The sequence below is a fragment of the Dictyoglomus sp. genome, from assembly GCA_025060475.1.
Lineage (GTDB): Bacteria > Dictyoglomota > Dictyoglomia > Dictyoglomales > Dictyoglomaceae > NZ13-RE01.
The window spans coordinates 71,879-95,978 of the sequence record JANXBZ010000009.1 but is presented as its reverse complement, the minus strand read 5'-3'; the positions used below and the strand labels follow the sequence as shown (position 1 = coordinate 95,978).

General features: G+C 32.9%; 22 protein-coding genes. 11 read left to right on the top strand and 11 right to left on the bottom strand.

Annotated features, from left to right (window positions below):
- Positions 1-64 precede the first annotated feature (64 nt).
- From NZ841_06390 to NZ841_06360, 7 genes are all read left to right on the top strand, one after another.
- Entirely contained in the window at positions 65-1,741 is a 1,677-nt protein-coding gene (locus NZ841_06390) for a 2-oxoacid:acceptor oxidoreductase subunit alpha (protein MCS7202384.1), read from the top strand.
- Positions 1,732-2,592: a 2-oxoacid:ferredoxin oxidoreductase subunit beta gene (locus NZ841_06385; GenBank protein MCS7202383.1), complete on the top strand. Its 861-nt coding sequence runs from the start codon at positions 1,732-1,734 to the stop codon at positions 2,590-2,592. Before NZ841_06390 ends, NZ841_06385 begins: the two co-directional genes overlap by 10 nt.
- 83 nt (positions 2,593-2,675) lie before the next feature.
- Complete coding sequence (locus NZ841_06380; GenBank protein MCS7202382.1) at positions 2,676-3,356, top strand: peroxiredoxin; 681 nt, start codon at positions 2,676-2,678, stop codon at positions 3,354-3,356.
- A gap of 43 nt (positions 3,357-3,399) precedes the next feature.
- Positions 3,400-4,026, top strand: coding sequence for an aminodeoxychorismate/anthranilate synthase component II (locus tag NZ841_06375; protein MCS7202381.1), 627 nt, complete (start codon positions 3,400-3,402; stop codon positions 4,024-4,026).
- A gap of 3 nt (positions 4,027-4,029) precedes the next feature.
- Positions 4,030-5,355 carry an aminodeoxychorismate synthase component I gene (gene pabB / locus NZ841_06370; GenBank protein ID MCS7202380.1) on the top strand — a complete coding sequence of 442 codons (1,326 nt, stop codon included), beginning with the start codon at positions 4,030-4,032 and terminating at the stop codon, positions 5,353-5,355.
- Positions 5,345-6,100 (top strand): aminotransferase class IV, encoded by a 756-nt coding sequence (locus NZ841_06365; protein MCS7202379.1) that lies wholly within the window; start codon positions 5,345-5,347, stop codon positions 6,098-6,100. Before pabB ends, NZ841_06365 begins: the two co-directional genes overlap by 11 nt.
- 55 nt (positions 6,101-6,155) lie before the next feature.
- Complete coding sequence (locus NZ841_06360) at positions 6,156-8,180, top strand: glycosidase (protein MCS7202378.1); 2,025 nt, start codon at positions 6,156-6,158, stop codon at positions 8,178-8,180.
- A 775-nt stretch (positions 8,181-8,955) separates the two neighbouring features.
- Here NZ841_06360 and NZ841_06355 read toward each other — a convergent pair.
- The 8 genes from NZ841_06355 to NZ841_06320 all read right to left on the bottom strand — a co-directional run bounded on the left by NZ841_06355 (position 8,956) and on the right by NZ841_06320 (position 16,429).
- Positions 8,956-9,843, bottom strand: coding sequence for a polysaccharide deacetylase family protein (locus NZ841_06355; protein MCS7202377.1), 888 nt, complete (start codon positions 9,841-9,843; stop codon positions 8,956-8,958).
- 440 nt (positions 9,844-10,283) lie between these two features.
- On the bottom strand, positions 10,284-11,042 hold the full coding sequence (locus NZ841_06350) for a glucose 1-dehydrogenase (GenBank protein ID MCS7202376.1): 759 nt from the start codon (positions 11,040-11,042) through the stop codon (positions 10,284-10,286).
- 14 nt (positions 11,043-11,056) lie between these two features.
- A complete protein-coding gene (locus tag NZ841_06345; GenBank protein ID MCS7202375.1) occupies positions 11,057-12,343 on the bottom strand; it encodes a TRAP transporter large permease subunit in 1,287 nt (428 codons plus the stop codon).
- A gap of 2 nt (positions 12,344-12,345) precedes the next feature.
- Positions 12,346-12,822, bottom strand: a complete 477-nt coding sequence (locus tag NZ841_06340) for a TRAP transporter small permease (GenBank protein ID MCS7202374.1) — start codon at positions 12,820-12,822, stop codon at positions 12,346-12,348.
- Between the two features lie 75 nt (positions 12,823-12,897).
- On the bottom strand, positions 12,898-13,899 hold the full coding sequence (locus NZ841_06335) for a C4-dicarboxylate TRAP transporter substrate-binding protein (protein ID MCS7202373.1): 1,002 nt from the start codon (positions 13,897-13,899) through the stop codon (positions 12,898-12,900).
- 53 nt (positions 13,900-13,952) lie between these two features.
- Positions 13,953-14,600, bottom strand: coding sequence for a bifunctional 4-hydroxy-2-oxoglutarate aldolase/2-dehydro-3-deoxy-phosphogluconate aldolase (gene eda, locus NZ841_06330; GenBank protein MCS7202372.1), 648 nt, complete (start codon positions 14,598-14,600; stop codon positions 13,953-13,955).
- Positions 14,601-14,610: 10 nt separating this feature from the next.
- Positions 14,611-15,564 (bottom strand): phosphoglycerate dehydrogenase, encoded by a 954-nt coding sequence (locus NZ841_06325; protein ID MCS7202371.1) that lies wholly within the window; start codon positions 15,562-15,564, stop codon positions 14,611-14,613.
- Between the two features lie 16 nt (positions 15,565-15,580).
- Positions 15,581-16,429: a MurR/RpiR family transcriptional regulator gene (locus NZ841_06320; GenBank protein MCS7202370.1), complete on the bottom strand. Its 849-nt coding sequence runs from the start codon at positions 16,427-16,429 to the stop codon at positions 15,581-15,583.
- Between the two features lie 259 nt (positions 16,430-16,688).
- Here NZ841_06320 and NZ841_06315 point away from each other — a divergent pair, with 259 nt between their 5' ends.
- On the top strand, positions 16,689-17,498 hold the full coding sequence (locus NZ841_06315; GenBank protein MCS7202369.1) for a ZIP family metal transporter: 810 nt from the start codon (positions 16,689-16,691) through the stop codon (positions 17,496-17,498).
- Here NZ841_06315 and NZ841_06310 read toward each other — a convergent pair.
- From NZ841_06310 to NZ841_06300, 3 genes are all read right to left on the bottom strand, one after another.
- Positions 17,495-17,692 (bottom strand): hypothetical protein, encoded by a 198-nt coding sequence (locus NZ841_06310; protein MCS7202368.1) that lies wholly within the window; start codon positions 17,690-17,692, stop codon positions 17,495-17,497. The two genes, NZ841_06315 and NZ841_06310, sit on opposite strands and share 4 nt — an antisense overlap.
- Before the next feature lie 177 nt (positions 17,693-17,869).
- Positions 17,870-20,227, bottom strand: a complete 2,358-nt coding sequence (locus tag NZ841_06305) for a hypothetical protein (protein ID MCS7202367.1) — start codon at positions 20,225-20,227, stop codon at positions 17,870-17,872.
- A 64-nt stretch (positions 20,228-20,291) separates the two neighbouring features.
- Positions 20,292-21,305, bottom strand: a complete 1,014-nt coding sequence (locus NZ841_06300) for a LacI family transcriptional regulator (GenBank protein ID MCS7202366.1) — start codon at positions 21,303-21,305, stop codon at positions 20,292-20,294.
- A 139-nt stretch (positions 21,306-21,444) separates the two neighbouring features.
- Here NZ841_06300 and NZ841_06295 point away from each other — a divergent pair, with 139 nt between their 5' ends.
- The 3 genes from NZ841_06295 to NZ841_06285 all read left to right on the top strand — a co-directional run bounded on the left by NZ841_06295 (position 21,445) and on the right by NZ841_06285 (position 24,053).
- The gene (locus NZ841_06295) at positions 21,445-22,476 is read left to right on the top strand and encodes a hypothetical protein (protein MCS7202365.1); all 1,032 of its coding nucleotides are present in this window, start codon (positions 21,445-21,447) and stop codon (positions 22,474-22,476) included.
- 26 nt (positions 22,477-22,502) lie between these two features.
- Positions 22,503-22,847, top strand: coding sequence for an NAD(P)H-dependent oxidoreductase (locus NZ841_06290; protein MCS7202364.1), 345 nt, complete (start codon positions 22,503-22,505; stop codon positions 22,845-22,847).
- Between the two features lie 90 nt (positions 22,848-22,937).
- A complete protein-coding gene (locus tag NZ841_06285; protein ID MCS7202363.1) occupies positions 22,938-24,053 on the top strand; it encodes a hypothetical protein in 1,116 nt (371 codons plus the stop codon).
- Positions 24,054-24,100 lie beyond the last annotated feature (47 nt).

Genomic DNA, 24,100 nt, shown 5'->3' with positions numbered 1-24,100 from the left:
TTGTAAATAAAAAAGATTAAAGTTATAATAGTAATAATTAAAACTTATAAGGGAGGCGAAAAAATTGGAATGCAAGATCCTAATTGGAGGGGAAGCAGGACAAGGTATTCAAACAATTTCTTATATTCTTTCTAAATATTTCTACCGCATTGGATATTATGTGTATACTGTAGAAAGCTATCAATCAAGGATTAGAGGTGGCCATAATTTTAGCTTAATAAGAATTTCTGATAAACCTATTTTGGGAATAGATAATCCTTCATTGGATATACTTATAGCTTTAAATCATGAAACTATTACTTTGCATAACAAGGAAGTAAAGAGAGAAGGACATATTATATGCGACGAAGAAATGAAAGATATTCCCCAAATAGATAGTATTTTTAAAGTCCCCTTGAGAAAGATTGCCCTTGATGTAGCAAAAAGTAAAATAGTGGAAAACACAGTAGTTTGTGGAGTTTTACTGGGACTTACCAATGGAGATAAGGAAGAAATGATAAAAATCATATCAGAATATTTCAAACCTGAAGATGTAGAGAAAAATACGAAAGCCCTGTTAGCAGGATATGATTTTTCCATCAATTCAGGGAAAAAATGTAAGGATTTTCCTAAAAAAGAAAGATTCTCAAGAATTTTTATGAGTGGTGGAGAAGCAGTAGGTTTTGGAGCTATAGTTGCTGGATGTAAATTTCTTGCTTCTTATCCCATGACTCCAGGAACTGCTGTCATGAATTTCTTAGCAGAACACGAGTTGGATTTTGATATAGTTGTAGAACAAGCAGAAGATGAAATATCCGCCATAAATATGGCAATTGGTGCCTTCTTTGCTGGTGCAAGATCTATGGTTACTACATCAGGGGGCGGTTTTGCTCTTATGGTAGAAGGTTTAAGTCTTTCTGGAATGACAGAAAATCCAGTTGTTATTCATCTGGGACAAAGACCAGGTCCTGCCACAGGACTTCCCACAAGAACAGAACAAGGAGACTTAAATTTTGTTATTCACGCAGGACATGGAGAGTTTCCAAGATATATTACCGCTCCAAGAGACCAAAAAGATGCTTTTTATAAAACTATCAAAGCTTTTGAAATAGCAGAAAAGTACCAAATACCTTCTATTATATTAACAGATCAATATCTCATAGATTCCAAAGCGGTAATAGATGAGTTAATTCCCTCTTTCCAAATTGGATCCTATCGAATTAAGGCAGATTCAAACTATTTGAGGCACAAAATAACTGATAATGGTATTTCCCCCTTTGCTATACCTGGAGAATCGGAAGCTCTTGTTATTACCGATAGCGACGAGCATGACGAGGAAGGCCATATAACAGAGGATTTAGAAATTAGAAAAAGAATGGTAGAAAAAAGGATGAAAAAAATAATTCCTCTTTCTCAAGAGATGGAAGAGCCTGTTTATTTTGGATCTGAAGATCCAGAGGTAGTTTTTATAGGATGGGGATCCACCTATGGTGTTATTAAGGAGGCTGTGGAGAAACTGATTAGTAAAGGATATAAAATTGGGCATTTACATTTTTCCGATATATATCCCCTTCCTACAAAGACTTTAGAAAAATTTAAAGATAAAAAACTTTATACCATAGAACAAAACTATCAAGGACAGTTTGCAAGTCTTATTAGAAAAGAAGCCTTTATCAAGGTAGAAAAATTTATAACAAAGTACGATGGGAAACCTTTTTATGTAGATGAAATCATTAAGGAGGTAGAAAATTTATGGAAATGAGAATAGAAGATTTTGATAATAATCAAGTTCCTGCTTGGTGTCCTGGATGTGGAAACTGGTCTATTTTGAATTGCATAAAGAGAACCTTAGTAGAACTTATGATACCCGCATATAGAGTTTTAATGGTATCAGGAATTGGCCAGGCAGCTAAGGCTCCCCATTATTTTAGGTGTAATCTTTTTAATGGACTCCATGGAAGAGATATTCCTGTAGCAGTAGGAGCAAAAATTGCTAATAAAGATCTTATTGTTATTTGTGAAGCAGGAGATGGCAACACTTATGGCGAAGGAGGAAATCATCTAATTCACAATGCTCGAAGAAACGTTAATATAAAGGTCTTTGTACACAATAATCAAATTTATGGTCTTACAAAGGGACAAGCATCTCCTACCAGTGATATGGGGATGAAGACCAAAGTTCAACCCTTTGGGGTAATATATCCTCCATTGAATCCTATAGCTCTTGCCATAGCAAGTGGAGCTTCTTTTGTAGCTCGATCTTTTTCAGGAGATCCTGATCATCTTGTGGAAATGATGAAACTTGCTATAACCCACAAAGGCTTTGCTCTTCTTGACATACTTCAACCTTGTGTTACTTTCAACAAAATAAATACCTTTTCCTGGTATAGAGAAAGGATATATAAACTTCCTGAAGATTATGATCCCTCTGACATTAACAAGGCCTTTGAAAAAGCCTTAGAATGGGGAGACAAAATTCCTATCGGAGTTATATATAAAAAGGAAAGAAAAACCTATGAAGAATCTCTGCCTCAACTGGAAGGGCTTCCACTATATAAAAAAACAAAAAACCCTTTGGAGATATTTGAAAAAATTTTAAAAGAGTTTATCTAAAAACTACTTGCAAAAATTTTTCAGTTATGATATATTTTAAATTGAATTGAGAATAATTATTATTATCAATAGGAGGTGAAATTATGGAAAATTTAGAAAGAAAAGGAATGCCACTTCTTGGAGATCCCTTTCCTGAGGTTGAAGTTTTAACTACCCATGGAGTTAAAAAACTTCCTCAAGATTATAAGGGTAAATGGTTTGTACTATTTAGTCATCCCGCAGATTTTACTCCTGTATGTACCACAGAATTTGTAGCTTTTCAGAAAAGATACGAAAAGTTTAAAGCATTAAATACCGAATTAATTGGACTAAGTATTGATCAAGTATTTAGCCATATAAAATGGATAGAATGGATAAAAGAAAAAATCGGAGTAGAAATTGATTTTCCAATTATTGCAGATGATATGGGTAAAGTCGCAGAAAAACTTGGATTAGTTCATCCTGGAAAAGGAACTAATACGGTAAGAGCAGTATTTGTTGTGGATGATAAAGGAATAATTAGATTAATACTCTATTATCCTCAAGAGATAGGTAGAAACATAGATGAAATTTTAAGAGCTTTAGAGGCATTACAAGTATCTGATAAGCATGGAGTTGCAATACCTGCTCAATGGCCAGAAAGTGAAGTGGTAGGAAAAGATCATGTTATTATTCCACCAGCAAAGGACGTTAATACTGCTAAAGCAAGACTTGAGGCCGCTAAAAAAGGAGAAATTGAGTGTTTTGATTGGTGGCTCTGTCATAAAAAGTTAGAGAAAAAGTAAGTAGCAAGTTAATTTTATATCCTTAATAGGAAGGGGATACCACGTGAAAAGGTATCCCCTTTTCTTTTATATACTTTTTAGACTAAAATATTTAGTTAAGATTATGCTTCTTATTATAGATAGTTACGATTCCTTTACATACAATCTGTATAATTATTTTCTGAGATTAGGAGCTAAAACTATTGTAAAAAATAGGGATGAAATCTCTATTTCATATGTCAAAAGTGTAAATCCTAAATATATTGTTCTTTCTCCAGGACCTGGAAGACCTTTTGATGACGAAATTTTATTGGAAGTTATAGATAAATTTAAGGAAGAAAAAAGGATACTTGGAGTTTGCCTTGGGCATCAAGCTATTGGAGTATATTTTGGATTAAAGCTTACAAAAGCTTTAAAGCCTATGCACGGAATAATTGATGAGATAGTTCATGATGAAAAGGGGCTTTTTAAGAATATGAAAAATCCTCTTAAGGTAGTAAGATATCACTCTTTAATCTTAGAAAGATCAGAAAATGAGGATAAAAATATTGAGATTTCTGCTTATACTAAAAAGGGAGAAATTATGGGAATTAGGCATAAGCTCTACAAAATAGAAGGAGTTCAGTTTCATCCTGAGTCTATTGGTACTGAATATGGTATTGATATGTTAAGAAATTTTTTGGAGCTCTGAAATATGTTTGAGGAAAATATTGTTATAAATCCTTTTGACCTTTATTATCTTTTTAGAGAAGACTATTCAATTCTTCTTGAAAGTAATCTTTTTCATAGAGAATATGGTAGGTATTCTTTTATTTTTTTAAGACCAAAAGAAATTTTTATATGTAGAGAAGAAGACGACGCAAGATCTTACCTAAGGGTTTTTTCAAAAGAAATAGAAAAGAGAAGAAAAGAAGATAATTTAATTTTTAACGGAGGTTTTGCAGGATATCTTTCCTATGATTTTGGAGTTGATCTCTTTAATATTCCAAGGAAGAAAAATCAATCTTTTCCTAAAGCTTTCTTTGGATATTATGAAGACTTTATTATTTTTGATCATCTTATTAATAAAATGTATATTTCCCCAAATATTTATAAAGATATAAAAGAAATTTTATTGTCACGAAGGGAAAGGATATATTCTTTCAAAGGTAATAAACTATATAGATATTATGTAAATTTTGAAAGAGGAGAGTACTTAGAGGCCATTAGAAAAATTAAAAAGTACATTTATGAAGGAGATGTTTATCAAGTAAATTTATCTCAGAAATTTATCTTTGAAGGAGAATTTGATCCCTATCATATATACTATCAATTAAGGAAAAAGAATTACGGTTCTTTTCATGCTTTTATAAAAATCCAAGATAAATATGTAATATCAACTTCTCCTGAATTATTTTTATATAAGATAAAAGAGAAAATTGTAACAAGACCAATTAAAGGAACTATTAAGAGAGGAAAAAATGCTTACGAAGATGAATTTTATAGAGAAACTCTTATTAATGACGAAAAATGTAGATCAGAACTTCTAATGATTGTAGACTTAGAAAGAAATGATTTTGCAAAGATATGTATTCCTAGTTCCATTAATGTCAAAAAGCTTTTCGAGGTTGAAGAGTACTCTACGGTATATCACTTGGTATCTACAGTAGAGGGAAATTTAAAGAAAAATGTTACTTTTGAAGATATAATAAAAGCAACTTTTCCAGGTGGCTCAATTACAGGAGCACCAAAATTGAATGCTATAAAAATAATTGAAGAATTAGAAAAGGATCCAAGAGGAATATACACAGGTTCTATAGGTTTTGTGGCTAATAATTTTAATATGGCTTTTAATATAGCTATAAGAACTCTTTTAGTAGAAAGAGAGAAAGCTTATTATAATGTAGGAGGGGGTATAGTTTGGGATTCTATAGAAGAGGATGAATATGAAGAAACTCTACACAAAGGAAAACCTCTTTTAAATGTTTTTCTAGAGAATTCTTTCCATAGAATAAGAGGAGCTGAAAAAATTGGAGGATAGAAAAGAATACTATTTTTTGTTTGGATTAAAGCCTTTTGAGACTTTGTATTTTGAGAATAAAAAGGTACATTTTGTATATGAGCATTATAGAAGAATGAAAAGAGCCTTTCATATTCTTAGTATACCCTTTGAACTTTCTTATGAAGATTTTGAAAAAGCACTTTCTCAGTTTGTTCAAAATATAACCTCTGATTTCGGAGCAATAAGGATCTTCTTAAAAGATCAGTATCTTTATATAGAAGAAAGAGAGGTTAAATATAATAGAGAATTGTTTAAAAGAGGCTTGAGAGTTAGTATTTCAAAATCTATAAAATTCTCTCGTAATATACTAAATTTTATTAAGACCTTTAATATGGGACTTAATGTAATAGAAGAGGAGAGAGCAAAAAAGAAAGGATTTGATACTGCTCTGTTTTTAAACGAAAGGGGTTTAGTAACGGAAACTTCTTTCGGAAACATATTTTTCAGAAAAGGAAGAATTATCTATACTCCTCATATTCTAAGTGGTGTTCTTCCTGGAATCATGAGAAAAGAAGTTATAAAAATAAGCGGGAAGTTAGGATATGAGATAAAAAAGATATTTTTAAGTTTAGAGGATATAAAAAAAATGGAAGAATGTTTTCTAACTAATAGTATCGCAGGAGTTTTTCCAGTAAGAAATTTAGGAGATATCTGCTTTAGTTCGAGAGATTTTTGTGAAGAAGTAAGCTCCATAGAATTTTTAAGAAGACCTTGGAATAAATAATAAGCTATATATAATATATTCTCTGATAAAAAATCATTAAAAGGGGAGTAGAAAAATGGTTAATAAAATTGATGGAATTTTGGTCTTAGGAGAAGAGGAATATTTGATTCCTATTTTAGAATGGTGGAGATCTCAAGGATATAAAGTGAAGATCTCCTCCGATTATAAAGGAGAAGAAGGATACAATATTTTCTTAGTTTTAGGAAGAAAGAATCTCCCATGGGAGGATATAATAAGTAATCTAAACAGATTTAATGCTAAGAAGATTCTTCTAAATCCATGGGGAGAAAAGTACGATATTGTACATTCTCCTATATGGTCTGCTATTATCTCTTTTGTTCCTATGGAAGATAAAAGAACCTATAAAGTCGAGGTTCCTTATTATTCCGTATTGGATTTTTCTAAGGATATGCTCTTTGAAGAATTAAAATTGCCTAAGGACAAAAATATAATCATCCTCTTAGGAGATTTCATTCCTTTCTTAAAAAATGTCATTATCAATTTAAACGAGGATTCCTCCATTTATCTTTTGGGACTTATTTTTTCTGTGGAAGAAAAGAAAAAGATTGGAGAGGAAGTTAAAGACTTGATAGATTTAAGAATAGTAGAATCCTGGAAGGATATAGTAAAATATACTTTCTGTTCAAAACTTGTAGTTCTTTACCAAAAGGAGGATGAATTTCCCCTTTTATTTTATCAAGTAATTACGGGGTATTCTCCTGTCTTAGTAAGAGATGTTGGAATTCTTAAATATTCTTACTGGGAAGGTTTAAGATATACGGAAGATAATTTGTTAGATAAAATAAGATATCTTCTTAAAAATGGAGAGGAAAGAGAAGATATTGTAAAATATTATCAGGCTTTATCCTATGGACACTCCCCAGAAAGGGTAGGAAGTCAGTTTTTGTATATTTTTAACGAAGTTCTCAATCCTATATCGTATCCCTCTTCATCAAAATTAAGAAGATATGTAAAAAATCCACTATTTAAAGCGCGTCCTAATGTGTATATAGAAGTTAATAATAAGAAAATACAATGGGAAAAATTAGTATATAATGCAGGAGCTATAAGATTAGAAGGGAAAATATATATTTTTTATAGGGCTTTAGGAGAAGATGGATTCTCAAGAATAGGTCTTTGGTGGAGTAAGGATGGATATAAAGAAGAAGGAAGACTTGATTATCCTATTTTTGGCCCTGAGGAAGAATATGAAATTCCCAAAAGATTGGAAAAAAGAAAGGAATGGCAATTAAAAAACTTGGGAATGATAAGAGAATTGGGAGGAACCGAGGATCCAAGAATATCTTTAATCGAAGATAATCTCTATATGACTTATACTTCCTATGGTGATTTAGTTCAGTTATCTTTAGCAAGGATAAAAGTAAAGGATTTCTTAAGAGGGGTAAAAGAATTTAAATCCTATGAAGAATGGAAATCCTTATGGGAAAGAAATGGACCTATTTTTAAAGGGCTTGATGATAAAGATGCAGTATTATTTCCTGTATACGAAAGAGTCGAAGAAAAAATAGAAGGAACCCCTTTTTATAAAGGAAATTTTATAAATCTCTTTCCAGAGCTTTTAAATAATAAAATAGCATTAATCCATAGGGTTCCTCCTGATATGCAAATTCTATTTACCAATGAAATTCCTTATAAAGGTCCAACTGTTGGAAAAACCTTTCTTATGCCAAGACCAGGATACTGGGATAGTGAAAAAATTGGTGCAGGAGCTCCTCCCTTAAAGACGAAGTTTGGATGGTTACATATTTATCACGGTGTAGGGAGATGGAAAGGAAAAAGAACTTATGCTTTGGGTGTAGTTCTCACTCCCTTTGACGATCCTACAAAGATTATATATCGTTCTCCTGAACCCATATTAGAACCAGAAGAGTATTATGAGATAGAAGGATGGGTGCCTGATGTGGTATTTACCTGTGGAGTAGTACCTAAATTTAAGGATTCTACTGAGATATTGGAAGAGACTGATGAAATTCTTGTTTATTATGGCGGTGCGGATGAAGTAATGGCTTTAGCAGAGGGAAAAATTGGAGATCTAATTCCAAAAGAGATAAGAAGGTAATTTAAATATATCTATAAGATGGACCTTTTCCACTAATGCTCTCTACTTACAAGTAAAGAGTGCTTATCCTAACTTCAATAGTTATGTCTGCAAATATAATAAGTGCAGGGGTATATAAAAGACAAAAATGAGAGCTTAATATAGGAAAAAACTCCGAACTAATATATAGCGACAAAACAAAGGCTATTTTAAGGTTTATGGTATGCCTGAAGTTTTAAATGGCTCATATTGGATAGCCAAGATAGATAATTTCTCCAATATACCACTTATTTCAGCTTTTGTGACTAAACTCGATGAACCAATAAAAACTTTTGCAGGACTAGTAAGTCAATATCCAGGAGAAGTTGCATCTTCATCATTAATGGTATATCCTATCAAACTCCATAAGATTTTCTTGTGTCTTATTCAACAGGGGTACAAGATATAAAATTTCCTAGAGACGTCCTAAGAGATAAGGCAGAAACATGTATTGATCTTGCAATATTCTTTCTGCCATATGCGAAGCCGTAGACTTAAAAAATTCCTGGTCATGCCTTTCCTTTTATAATTTTACCTTCAGGAAATATATTACCTAATTGAATCTACAGGTCTTGGAGAAGCAGTTGTAGGTAAATCTCTTCCCTTTGAGGAAGCAGTAAAAATTGGGCTATAAAAACCCAAATGAATTAAAACTAGGTACTATCAAATACAAATAAGACAAAGTGGTAATAATTTATCAGGAAAGATAGTAATCGATAATATAAAGGTAACACAATCCAAGGAGGAAGTTTCAATCTTATAATTTTAAATCTTTCCAAGAAATTATTTTTATACCTTCCTCCTTTATTACTCTCCTTACTTCCTCATCTCTAAAGACTAAATATTCCCACACTCTTTTTTCCCAGGTGGGATTTATAGATTTTATTTCATCACTCTCCACAGAGGGATGAATAATTATCTCCGATATTCCAGGTCTTAGCTTTTTTAATAAACCAATGATCATCCTCTTAAAGGAATAATAATCAGAGCATTCAGGTAGATCATAGGGATATGGTATAAGATAATCTATAAGGGGAATTCCCATTTCCCTTGCCATATCTAATATCTTCATATGTAGGTCAATTAAATCTTGAGATAGTTGAGGAAGCATTTCTGGGGGAATTTTTTTTGGCAATCTAAAAGGTAGATTATAAGCTTTACAAAATTGAAATACTATAGGAATAAAAGTTCTTCCTGAAAATCCAAATAAACTTCCCATATGACTATCAAGATGGCTAGGTTTTACCCCTAATTTAAAGGCAAGATTAATCTGATTTCTTATCTCTTCTTCTATTTCTTCTTCTTTCGCATGTCTCTCAAATTCCTCAGAAGTCTCAAAAAAATATCCTTCTCTATTTACTAAGGATTCTACAGATTTATTCCTTGTTACAGGTCCCCATTTATAGTTTCTCCATTCACTGGTAAAGGTTAAATGAACTCCTACATCAAATTCTGGATGAGCCTTACAAAATTCTCCTGCCTCTTTTGCCCAAGGGCATGGAGTCATAATAGTAGTAGAAGAAATAATCTTTTCCTCTAAGAGTTTGAAAATAGCAATATTAACAGAATGACACATTCCAAAATCATCTGCAGAGATGATTAAAAACTTTTCTTTTATCTCTTGAGGATTATTTATTGCTATCATTTTTTCCCCCAAAAATTTATTTTTTATTATTTTAACTTTATTTTATTTAAATTTCAAAGTTTTTTTATATTTTAACCATCATAGAGGATGAAATTTTAGTTCTTTAAGAAGAGTATCCATAGAAAGCTTTTCAGTTTTTTGATATACTTCAAGCATTCTTAAGGATTCTCCGTTAATTTCAATGAAGTTATCGCTTCATCGAGGCAAATACTTTTTTACTGAGATTTTATATATCCTTAAAAAAGCACTCAATATGACTCTGTTCTTGGAAAACCTAAAGAGAGAGCAGATACTTTCCGAAATTTATTCTTAAGCTTATTAATTTAAAAATTATTTCAAAAAGAAAAAGAAGAGGGAACATTATTTATGATTTTTTCATATAATTCTCCTAATGTTCCCTCTTCATTCTTTATTAGGAATAAAAAAAGATAACTATCTCTTCACAATAAAGCTCCTCCGTCAATATTGATTATACTTCCTGTCATATACGCTGCCTCATCACAGGCTGCAAAAAGAATTGCAAAGGCAATTTCTTCTTCTTTTCCTAGCCTTCCAAGAGGTCTTCTCTCCGCCATTTGTTTTAAAACTTCATCAGGATTTGGTAGTTTCTTTAATCTTTCCGCAAGACCTTGTGTAAATGTGGTTCCAGGACAGACACAATTTGCTCTTATATTCTCTTTTGCATAGTCTATAGCTATGGATTTTGTTAAAGAAATAAGAGCCCCCTTTGATACACTATAGGCAAATCTATCAGGAATTCCCTTTAAACCTGCTTCAGAAGATACGTTTACTATAACTCCTCCACCTTGTCTTTTCATCTGTTGAACAGCATATTTAGACAATAAAAAGGGTCCCTTTACATTTATTGCCATCGTCTTATCAAAATCTTCTTCCGATGTATTCTCAACCTTGCCTGCCAAAACAATGCCTGCATTATTTACAAGAATATCTAACCTTCCAAAAGCATCAACAGTTTCTTTTACAACTCTCTCTGCCTCAGAAGAAATGGATATATCTCCTATAATAAAAATTGCTTCTCCACCGTTATTTTTTATTATCTCTACCGTTTCTCTTCCCCTTTCCTCGGATACATCGTTTACTGCGACCTTGGCTCCCCTTTCTGCAAACATAATTGCAGTCTTTCTTCCAATTCCAGAACCTGCCCCTGTTATTAATACCACTTTGTCTTTAAAATTCATACTTTTGATCCTCCCTATTTTCCAAAGATTAAATTAGGAATGAATAATATTAAATCTGGGAAAAAGATTATAGTGATAACTGCTAAAACTACAGCAATTAGGAAGGGCCAGGATTCTCTTATAAATTCTCCTAAGGATACATCTAAAATGGAACATACTGCATACATAGCAGCACCCACGGGAGGAGTAAAGTTTCCAATTGCACAGGTTATAACAAAAACTAATCCAAAATGTACAGGATCTATTCCTAATTTTAATGCAATGGGGAAGAAAATTGATGTTAACATAAGAATAAGAACTGTAGCATCAATGAAACAACCAGCAATAAGTAAAAGACCAATTAGTATAAGCAGGAAAACATAAGGATTATTTGTAATACCAAGAATAAAATTAGAAATAACTTCTGGTATTCTCTCCCAAACTATTCCATAGGAGAATATAGAGGAAAAAGCTATAAGGGACATTGTAGATCCAATATCTATAGTGGATCCCTTTAATGCTTCTAAAAAGTTTTTAAAATTTAAATCACCATAGATTAAAGTTCCAATGAGAACTGCATAAACTACACAAAGGGCACCCACTTCCGAAGGAGTAAAATATCCTCCCCTTAATCCTATTAAGAGTATAACAGGAAAAAGAATTGCCCAGATACCTCCTGAGATCGCAGAGATAATCTCTCTAAGAGAAGCTCTCTTTTCCCTCTGGGGAGGAAAATTTCTTATCCTTGCAGTAATAGCAACAGTAATCATGAGATAGGTCATTATCAAAAGACCTGGAACTATTCCTCCTGCAAAGAGTCTTCCAATGGATACCTGAGCTATGGTTCCAAAGAGGACTAATCCAATACTGGGAGGAATAGTTGGAACCTCTAAGGAAGAGAATACAAGAGAACCTGCAGCATATCCTTTGGGAAGTCCTCTTTTTATCATCTCAGGACCTAGCATACGAGCTTCCATTGCTGCATCCGCTATAGCGGATCCCGATACTCCTCCCATAAGAGCAGAAAGAACACAGGTAACCTGAGCTAATCCTCCTCTTAAGTGTCCCACAAGCACTGTAGAAAGATCTATCAATCTCTTTGTTATTCCCGAATTATTCATCATGTTTCCTGCAAGAATGAATAAAGGTATTGCTAAGAGGGCAAAGTTTAATGCTTGAGTTAAGGGCAATTGAATGGGAGTGGTCATTGGAATTTCCGCTGGATGCTGTAGGAAAAAGAGAAAACCTGATATGGCAATAGAAAATACCACAGGCATTCCCAAAAGCATAAATATAAAGAACATTATTACAACGATTAACATAACTATTTCCTCCCTTTTAAGAAGTTTATCTCATCTTTTATCTTGTAAATAGTAGTGAAGAGAAGAAGAAGAGCACCAAAAGGCACACTAATAGTAACCCAGAAATAGCTAAATCCATACATCCCTTCGTGGGTTCTAAATCTCATATCATAGGCAGCCTGTATTCCAAATATGATAAGATAAACTAAGAATCCCAATATAATTACGTAGTTTATTAATCTTATTATTGATTGTACTCTTTCTGGAAACCTTTTAACTAAAAAGTCTACAGACATCAATTTATTTTGTCTAAAAGCTGCATCTGTTGCTAAGAGAACAGTCCACGCAAAAAGAAAGCTTGCCAAAGGATTTGCCCAATAAATAGGATTTCTTAAACTTCTAGAAACTCCTGCTATAAAAACTAAAATTGCAATAGCTACTAAAAATATTTGAGATAAAAAAAGTTCTATTTTACCAAGATAATCGTATATTTTCCTCATCTCCTATCACCTCTCCTCTAAAAAATAAAGGGATCGGACCTCCCCGATGAGGCCCGATCCCAAGATATGAATTTTTTACTGCTTCCTAAGCTCCTTCCATACTTTATCTTTAGCTTCCTTGATCTTTAGAACTTCATATGCTTTTTCTCCTGCTTTCTTGAATGCTGCTATATCAATGTCTTTCTTTGGTACTATAATCATTCCCCTTTCTTGAATCATCTTCTTAACTTCTTCTTCTCTTGCAAATACTACTTTCGTAGTCTCTATTCCTGCCTTATCACATTCTTCTTCAAGAATCTTTTGATATGTAATAGGTAAGCTGTAGAACCATTTTGCACTTACCACTTCAAAGTTAATCAATAATATGTGCCCTGTTTCGTTTACATACTTTAATACCTCATATAATCTCATTCCTGGTATATTATTGTAGACAAGTTCTACTCCATCTATTGCTTTTTGCTGTAATGCTGGGTAAATGTCTCCAAAAGCAAGAGCAACAGGAGTTGCTCCTAAAGCACGAATAGATTCTTGCCAAACAGGAACTCCAGGGGTTCTTATTCGAAGTCCTTTTAGATCTTCAGGAGATTTTATGGGTTTATTAGTCATAAAGTGTCTAAATCCCTGTATCCAAACAAATGAAAGAACCTTAAATCCATAATTCTCCTCTAAAGTCTTTAGCCACTTATGAACTGTTGGCATCTTCTTTAGTTTCTGTACTTCTTCAGGAGAATCTACAAAATATGGACAGTTCATTATTCCAATATCAGGTACATACATTGCCATACGAGCAGAGTCTGTATTTTGTCCAAGGTTGGCACCTTTTCTTATTTGTTCTAATATATCTTCCTCTCTTCCCAGTTGTGCACTATGATAAACCTCAATCTTTAATCCTCCCCTTGTTCTTTCCTCTACTGCCTTTGCCCATTTTAGAAATCCTTCATGATATGGATCTAAAGGAGACAATACATGGTTGAACTTTAGCACATATTTGGGAGTCTGCGCAGACAATGGAACTGCCAATAACAACAAGATTAAAGCAGAAACAACTATTAATGAAATCCTTTTTAAATTCTTCATATTCTTCCCTCCATATTATTATCTTTTTAAATCTTTGATTAATTTACCAGTTTTTATTGTTTTCTTGCTTTTCTCACCTCCTCTATAAATTTTTGGGCTCTCTCGGTTAATAAATCCCATTTCTTTTCAGAAACTAGTTTTTTATCCACTAAATTTCCTCCAACCCCTACAAAACAAGCTCCTGCCTTGATAAATTCTCCTACATTTTCAAGACTTACCCCACCTGTAGGGGAAAGCCTAATATAGGGCATGGGACCATGAATATCTTTTATAAATTGAGGCCCTAAAGAAGATGCTGGAAAAACCTTTATAACATCTCCTCCTTCTTCCCAAGCGGTTAGAATTTCTGTAGGAGTATAAGCTCCAGGAATTGCCACCTTATCATATCTATGACAGATTTTTATAATTTCAGGTTTTAAAACAGGAGAAACTACAAATTCCGCCCCTGCCAAAATAGCAAGCCTTGCAGTTTCTGGATCAAGAACAGTACCTACTCCCAAGACTATTTCCTTTCCCATAATTTTTGAGATTTCAGGAAGAATATTTAAAGCACCAGGGGTTGTCATTGTTAATTCAATTCCAATAACTCCTCCTTCTTTTAAGGCTTTAGAAATATTCAACAATTCTTCGGAATTATCAACCCTAATTACTGCCACAACCCCGCAATCAATAATTCTTTCCAAAGTTTTTTCTCTTCCCATATTTACCTCCTCAAGATACGATAAATTTAGGTTTTTCACCCTTTAATGCTAAAATAAGATTTTCTACAGAGATTTCTGCCATCTTTTCTATAGCCTCCGAAGTATGGGCTCCAGTATGAGAGGTGATAACAACATTCTCTAAATTGAATAAAGGAGAATTTTTAGGAGGTTCTTCTTCAAAAACATCTAATCCTGCTCCAAAGATTCTTTTTTCTTTTAATGCCTTATATAATGCTTCCTCGTCAATAATTCCACCCCTTGATGTATTAATAATAACTGCAGATTTTTTCATCATATTAATCTCTCTTTCTGAAATCAAATGATGAGTATCCTTTGTCAAAGGAATATGGAGAGTTATAATATCAGAGTCTCTCAAGAGATCCTCAAAGGAAACATAAGAAACTCCTTCCTTTTCTGCCCAAGAATAATCAGGGAAAATATCATAACAAATTATCTTTAAATCAAATCCCTTCAGAAGTTTTATTACTCTTTTTCCAATATTTCCTGTCCCTATCACTCCAAGAGTTTTTCCATATAATTCATAACCTATAAATCTTTCCCATAATCCCTCCCTAGACTTTCTATCGGATAAAGGAATTCCACGAAGAACAGAAAAAATCAAGCCTACAGTTAACTCTGCTACTGCGTTACTATTTGCAAAAGGAGTATTAGTAATTACTATTCCTAATCTCTTTGCAGTATCTATATCTATATTGTCTATTCCTACGCCATACTTTGAAATAACTTTTAATTTTTTTGCACTCATTAAAACCTTCTCTGTTAATGGATCAATTCCCACAATAATTCCATCTACATCCTTAATTAACTTTATCAATTCTTCCTCTTTTAATACCCTTCCATAGGGATTAAGGATAACCTCGTATCCTTCCTTTTCCAATCTTTTTACATAAATCTCTCCTCTTGTCTCAAAAGTTCTTGGAGTTATTAGTACTCTAATAGACATGTACTAATCTCCTTTCTTAAAATCTTTTAGGAACAATAGCTTCTCTTGTTAATTTAAGATTCTCAAAGGTCTTGTCCAATCTTCTTAATGCAACTCCTATGTATAAAGCATCAATAATAGACAATTGGGCTATACGGGCAGAAGTGCTTTCCGTTCTATAAAATGTTTCCTCAGAGGATACGGATAGTTTTATATCTAGCACCTTATCCATAGGAGTTTTAGCATAATGGGTTATACCAATAGTGGTTGCTCCTCTTTTCTTTGCTAAGGTAAGGGCATCTATTATATCCTTACTACTTCCCGATGCGGATATTCCTATTATTACATCATTGGGCTCCAATATACTCGCGGACATGGCTTGCATATGACTGTCAATGTAGGCAACAGTAGGAATTCCTGTTTTCATGAATTTATGTTGAGCATCTAAAGCGACAGGACCTGATCCTCCCACCCCATATATCTGAAGTTGTCTTGCGGATAAAATAGCATTTATTGCTCTATCCAATTCCTTTATGGAAAGCACATTAATTGTAGCTTCCATTGCTCTAATATTCGCAGAGAATACCTTTTTTAAAATAGTCTCAAGATCATCCCCCTCTTGAACAGCCTGATGTACTGTTTTTATTGGTTGAATCTTTTCCATAGCGAGGGTTATTTTTAATTCTTGGAATCCCCTAAATCCCATTTTTTTACACATTCTTACTATGGTTGCTTCGCTTACTCCAACCCTTTCTGCAAATTCGGTGATGGGAAGATGAAGAACTTCTTGCCAATGGGTTAAGATATAGTTTGCAACCTTCTCCTCGGAGGCTCGAAGGTGAATCTTTTTTTCTTTTATACTTTCTAAAACATTAGATTCTTTCATATTTTTTAACCCATGTATAAAATTTACAACATAATCCCAATCAAATGTTAAATCTTTTTTATTCTAGTCTTATGAAAAAAATTTACAAAATCTAAAATTTAATTTTTATCACACTTTTAAATAATAAAACCTCCTAATTTTTTTGTCAAGATTTAATGAAGAAAATTTTTTACAAAATTGAAATTTTCCTAACTTTTCCAGATTTTAGTATAATAAAAATCAAAATAATATTTAAAAATTCTCTAAAAGGAGGGTTTTTATGGACTTTAAAAGCCTATCTCCTGTGATTCAAGCACTCCTTGCTACCCTTTTTACTTGGGGATTAACTGCATTAGGATCTGCAGGAGTTTTTTTAACAAGAGAAGTAAACAGAAAAATATTAGATGGAATGCTCGGTTTTGCCAGCGGAGTTATGATATCTGCAAGTTATTTTTCTTTGATTTCGCCTGCCATTGAATTAGCCCAAAAAGAATCCTCTCTCCCCTTTTGGTTCCCAGTAGTTGTAGGATTTTTGTTGGGAGGATTGTGCCTTTATTTTATTGACAAACTTATACCCCATCTACATCTGAATTTTCCTGACGAAAGTAAGGAAGGAGTAAGTACCACATGGCGAAGAACTACCTTATTAATTCTTGCCATAACCCTTCACAATATACCTGAGGGCTTAGCAGTTGGAGTAGCTTTTGGAGCTATTAAATTAGGAGGAGATGTTGCCTCCCTTACTTCTGCTATTGCTCTTGCTATTGGTATAGGATTACAAAATTTTCCTGAGGGACTTGCCGTTTCTATGCCTCTAAGAAGAGAAAAACTCTCCGCTTTTAAAAGTTTCTTTTATGGACAATTGTCAGGTATTGTGGAGCCTATTGCAGGAGTTATAGGTGCTTCTGCAGTTCTCATTGCAAGACCAATTCTTCCCTATGCTTTGGCTTTTGCTGCAGGAGCTATGATATATGTAGTTATTGAAGAACTTATTCCCGAAGCTCAAAAAGCAGGAGAGACAGATTTACCCACCCTTGGAGCTCTTATTGGTTTTTCCATTATGATGTTTCTTGACTTAGCCTTGGGTTAAAATCTCAATCCTGTCATGGCAATACCTCGTATTACATATCTTTGAGCAATAAGAAAAATAATTAATATGGGAAAAACTACAATTGTGGATCCTGCAAGAATAGTTCCAATATTTTCTCCGTATTGCCCTGCTATTATGGAAACAGCTAAGATAATAATTCCTCTATGGGTATTCAGCATATTTATATTTTCCATTAACTTTAATATCTTTCCTCCTTGGAGAAAGCTTAAAATCAACTATGTTCCAACCGTCAGTTATTTTTGTTTCTGAGAATACTCCATCTACTTATTATCATCACTTAATCCTGCAATTTCCTCTATAGGATTCACTGTATCTTAGAAGAATAAGATTTTTAATTTTCTCACCTCCCTCTAAATATATACCTCTACTTTTACATCCCTTTTTTCTCCTTGATAATTAACAATATTTCCATCTAACCTTTTCCCATCAACAAAAATTTCAAACTTGTCCCCTCTTTTTATGGTTATATGGTAAAATTTTCCCCTGAATAATCTTTTAACTTTTACCTCTTTCCACTCATCTGGAATACTTGGAGATATTTTTAAACCCTCCCAGGTGGGAATAATTCCTAAGATTCCTTCTAAAGCACATATAAAATACCAGGCAGCAGATCCTGTATACCAGCTCCAGCCTCCCCTTCCAAAATATTTCGAATCAGGTCCATCTACATTTCCACAAGTGACATAAGGTTCTACCTTGTAAAAATCAGGATCCATTCCCCTATATATAGGCATAAAACTTTTATAAATCTTATAAGCATCAGGATCTTTCATCTTACAACTGGCTAATACTGCCCAGCATCCTGCATGAGTATACAATCCACCATTTTCTCTGACCCCTGGAGCATATCTTGTAAGATAGCCTATTTCAGGATCAGGAGAAGTATATGCAGGGTAAAGAAGAAGAGGACCATATTCTCTAAAAAGATATTTTTTAGTAGACTCATAAGCTTTTATTTTTCTATCTTCAGGAGCAGTATTATTTAATATCGCCCATATTTGAGCATTTAAAAATATCTTTCCCTCTTTACAATTCTTACTTCCAATAGCCTCTCCATTATCTTTAAAGGCTCTTATATACCATTCCCCATCCCAAGCATATTTATTTATTGCTTCTTTAAGCTCTTCTGCCCTCTTTAAATAATAGTCTTCCCTTTTATTGTCTTTTTCCCTTTTACAAATCTCCGCAAAATCTACTAGAATTCCATATAGAAAATGGCCAAGCCATATACTTTCTCCTTTTCCATCAGTTCCCACAGCATTCATTCCATCATTCCAGTCTCCATCTCCTATGAGAGGAAGACCCCTCTCACTGAATTTTGACAAGCTTAGATCAATAGCTTTACAGCAATGTTCATATATACTTCCTTCTCCTCCATCTAGATAGGGTATCTTCTCATAAAGAGCTTCCCAGTTATAAGTATCTTTTAAATATCTAATAACTAAGAAGGGAAGCCATAATCTATTATCTGAAATCTCATTTCTTAATCCCGTTTCACTTATGGGATGCCACCAATGATATACATATCCATTAGAGAATTGATGTTTTGCATGAAGTTTAATTTGTTCCAGAGTTTTTTCGGGATCAAGATATAAAAATATCTGGCTATCCTGGAGTTGATCCCTAAATCCATAGGCTCCTCCTAGTTGATAGTATGCGGATCTTGCCCATAGTCTTCCAGAAATTGCTTGATATTTTAACCAATAATTGTTCATTATATTAAAGGCAGAATCTGGAGTTTCTACCAAAGTTTTTGAAAAAAGATCTTCCCACATACTCTTTACATCCAAAAGGGCTTTTTCTACCTTATCTTCGGAATTATAATTTTCTATAATTTTCTCTATGGACTCTGAGTTATTCTTAACAGCACCTAAAAGAAATATTAGAGTTTTTTCCTCTGAAGGATTAAGTATTAGATCTATTTTCAGTGATGCAATATCATCTTCCCATTTTCCAAAAGTATTTGTTAATCTGCCTTCTAAGAGAGCTTTTGGAGATTTAAGATCCTGATATAATCCAATAAATTCTTCTTTTGAGCCTTCCGCCTCCTTTACAGGAATATTTGCCCAATGAAAGGCAGTATATTCCCAATCTCGATTCCAATGCTGTCCCTTTTCATTGGGAATTTCCCAAAGTCTCTTTTTGGAAAATATATAATTCCCCTCTTTATTAAAATAAGTTTCTATGAAAGTTTTATGAAATTCTCTATGCCAGTCAGGAGCTCCAAGATTCCATTCAAGATAAGTAAAAATAGATAGATTTCTAACTTCGGATGTCTCATTCTTTATTCTCAGATACCAGATTTCCGTAGGATCCTTTAGAGGAACAAAGAGAGTTAATTCAGATCTTATTCCAAAATATTTTGTATTAAAAAGAGCATATCCAAATCCATAAACAAGCTCAAACTCCTCATAATCTTTACATACTGGTTTCCAAGGAATAGACCAAAAATTTTTATTCTCATTATCCCTTACATAGATATATTTACCCCAGTCATCTCTAATTAAATCTTGACTCCATCTTGTTATTCTGTTTAGGGAAGCATGAGTTCTAAAACTATAAGAAGAACCTGTGTTAGATATTACTACCCCATAATCTCCATTGGATATAACATTTATCCATGGCCTTGGAGTTTTTGGAGTTTTAATAATATACTCCTTTCCCTCATTTCTAAAATAACCATATTTTGTTTCAAATAACCTTTTCATTAGTCCTCTCCTTTCTTAACCGGTTAAGAATTTAAAAAAAATTAAATCTTAAAAGGAAAAAAATTTAAATTTTACTACAAGACTTTCTCTCAATAAGTTGAGTTTTTAACAAAAATCTTTTTTGATCTAAATTTTCTCCAGAAAGAAGCCTCAAAAGAATCTTAGCGGACATCTCCCCTAATTGATAAATAGGTTGCATTATTGTAGTAAGAGGGGGATTACTTAAGGCACTGGCCTCTATATTATCAAAACCTATAATGGAGATATCCTCTGGAATTCTTAATCCTTTTTCTTTTAAAGCTTTCATAGCTCCCAAAGCCATATGATCATTGGCAGAAAAAACTGCAGTAAATTTTTCTCCAGAATCTAAAATTTCTTTTATTGCTTTGTATCCACCTTCCCTTGTAAAATCCCCTCTTACAACTAAACTCTCATTAAAGGGAATATTATATTTTTCTAAAGCCTTTAAATAACCCTTAAATCTAAGATCACTATCCCATGAATCCTTTGATCCATGGATAAAGACAATTTTTTTATGACCTAAATTTATAAGATATTCTGTCGCCTTAAATCCCCCCTCTTCATTATCTACAATTACAGAATAGACATCATGATCATAGGGATAGTCTATAAAAACCACAGGAATATTAGAGCTTGATATCCATTTAACAAAACTTTTCTCAATATGATAAGCCATAACTATTATTCCATCCACAAAGCCTGTATTTAAAAACTCAAAAACCTGATGCTCCTTTTCAGGATTTGCATGGGTACCATATAGATTTAAATAATATCCATTTTTACTTAAAGTTTTCTCAACTCCCTTTATAATTTTTGCATAAAAAACATCACTAATATCAGGTATTATGAGAGCTATAAAATTTGTTTTCTTTCCTGCCAGAGCTTGAGCCAATTTATTGGGTTTATATCCATATTCCTCTATAATGCGAAGAATCTTTTCTCTAACCTCTGCACTAACTCCAGGCTTGTTGTTTAATACGTAGGAAACTGCACCCTTAGAAACCCCTGCAATTTTGGCAATATCGTTAATTGTAAGCTTATTTTTAACCTTTTTCATATTAACTTAACCGTTTAAGTTTCTTTGGTTTTAATTTTATACAAAAAAATTATTTAAAGTCAAGATTTATTAAAAACTTGATTTACAAATTATAATTATTATAAAATCTAATTAAAGTTCATTATAGGAGGAGAGAAAAATGAAAAATTTATTTTTAATACTAGTTATTACTCTGTTAATATTTTCTTCCTCTTTTCCTCAGAGTACTGATACCTTTCCAAGAAAGGAAATCCTTATGCCCATTCCCTCTTGGATAAGAGAGGGAACTTGTGTAGTATATAACACAGAGGTTGGTACAAGAGTAGGAATAGGAGCAGAAAGTTCTGCAGGTATTATGGCAGGATACAGCATATATATAGTTACAACTATTCAAAAGGATAGAGTATATGGAATAAAATATGAAATATTCAGAGACTCTCGCACAAGAGAATGGATAATAAATTCAAATATTTTACTACTCAACACTCCTGGCGTAGGATTATATGTACATCCTAAAATTGTAGAACAAACCTTAAAAGAAAGAGATTTTTACGCTCAAAATGGAATTATAGTAGAAGGAGGACCCATAGGAAAAGATCTTTATTACTTTGCAGTAACAACCCAGTCCCAAGACGAGATAACAACCACTTCAGAACAATTTACCAGTGAAGGAATAATTCAGCTCTCCACAATAACTCGTAAAAATCCTAGAGGAGGAGAAGCAGGAAGAAAAACTTTAGTAGGAATTTATAATTTAAATTTACCAAATTTAAGTCTTCCTGATATAGCAAAAAGAAATGTATCTTATGCCTTGTATAGTGTAATTATGGGGATAACTCAACCCTTAAGTAATGTTAATTATAGACTATTAAATGTGGAAGGAAATATTGCAATTTATCAAATTAATTATTGGGGGAATATAACTCGAACAACTACAGGCATAGGAGATAGATTTTTTGGACCTTTTTATATAAATCCTGCCCTTTTAAAGAGAAAAACTATAATTTCCATACCTCAAATTGGATTTTCCCTAGATACTGCAGGATATGGACAAAGGGGAGAAGTATTAGTAGTATTATATTTATCAGGACAACCATTAGGCCAGAGTTTATATGAGCCTAATACAGGCTTGCTCTTAGAATTTGTCTATCCTACTGCTGGATTTACTATGTATGGACATTTGCAGAATTAAATTTTAATAAATGAGGAATAATGCTTATGTATCGAGTACTTATTATTTACGACAGTTTTACAGGAAATACAAAAAAGATGGCAGAAGAGGTAGCAGAAGGCATAAAGGAAGTAGAAGGAGTAGATGTGGTTGTAAAACATGTAGATGACGCAGTCCCCGAAGATCTTTTAAACTGTGATGGAATTATTGTAGGTTCTCCTGCGTACTGTGGTACTCTTACTTGGAAATTGAAAAAATTTTTTGATGAAAGTGTAAAAGTTGCATGGGGAAAAGTGAAGGGAAAGATTGGAACAGCCTTTTCTTCCTCTGGAGGATTGGGAGGGGGAAATGAGGCAACATTATTTTCTATTCTTGCTATTCTTATGAATTAGGATTTCCTAAAGAATTGGAACAAAAAGCATGCAGAATGTTGGGAAGACAAATGGCAGAATATTTAAAATTATTAAGAAAGGAATAGGAAAATGAAAGTAAAATTTCTATTAAGTCCCATCGCATATAGTATTGAAGAAAAATTAAAAGAAGCAAAAGAGTACTTAGGTAAATATATAAAATTAGAAGAAAGTGATAATCCTGATGCTATCATACTTCTTACGGGAGGAACTGAAGAAGAATCTCTTAAGTACTTAAAGGATGGAATTTATATCATTCCTTTTGGTACTGCTAATGGTCTTGCTGCAAGCTTAGAAGTACAAGCTTATGCAATAGAAAAAGGAATAAAGACCATATTAATTCCAGATCCTAATGAAAAAATAATGGAAATTCTTAGAGCATTCGATGAATTAAAAGGAAAAAAAGTTGGAATTATAGGAAAGCCAAGTGACTGGTTAATCAAAAGCAGAAATTATGAGATTTTAACAAACTTAGGCTTAGAACCCATCGATATATCCTTAAAAGAAGTAGAAGAAAACTTAAAAGAAGATCCCAGCATAGCAGAAAAGATATGGAATATGGCAAAAGAGAGAAAAATTCCTAAAGAAAATCTATTAAAAGCTACAAAGATTTACACATCTCTAAAAAAAGTTATAGAAAAATACAATCTTTCTGCTCTAACTATAAGATGTTTTGATTTAGCATTAAATTTAAAAATTACAGGTTGTCTTGCTCTTTCTTTGCTAAATTCTGAAGGAACAATTGCAAGCTGTGAAGGAGATACAGAAGCTCTTGCTACTATGATTTTTGCCCATAAACTTACTGGAAAAACTCCTTTCATGGCAAACTTAGCCAAAATTGAAAATAATAATTATACTTTTGCCCATTGTACCATTGCAATAAATATACCTGAATACTTTAATTTAAATACCCATTTCGAAACCTTAAGTAGTGTAGGAATAGAAGGATATATAAACTCAGATAAGATAACCATATTAAGACTTGGAAAGGACAAAAAATTCAAAGTGATAAAGGGCGAAGTTTTGGAGAAACCATTTATAGAAAATATGTGCAGGACACAGATTACAGTCAAAATTGAAGATGAATCCTTTTTAAATAACCCTATTGGAAATCACTTTGTAATTATCTTAGGAGATGAAGAGGGAAAAATTAAAAATCTTGAAAAATTAGGCTGGAATAGAGTATAAATCTATGAAAATTCTTATCACTGGAGCACAAGGATTTTTAGGTTCTT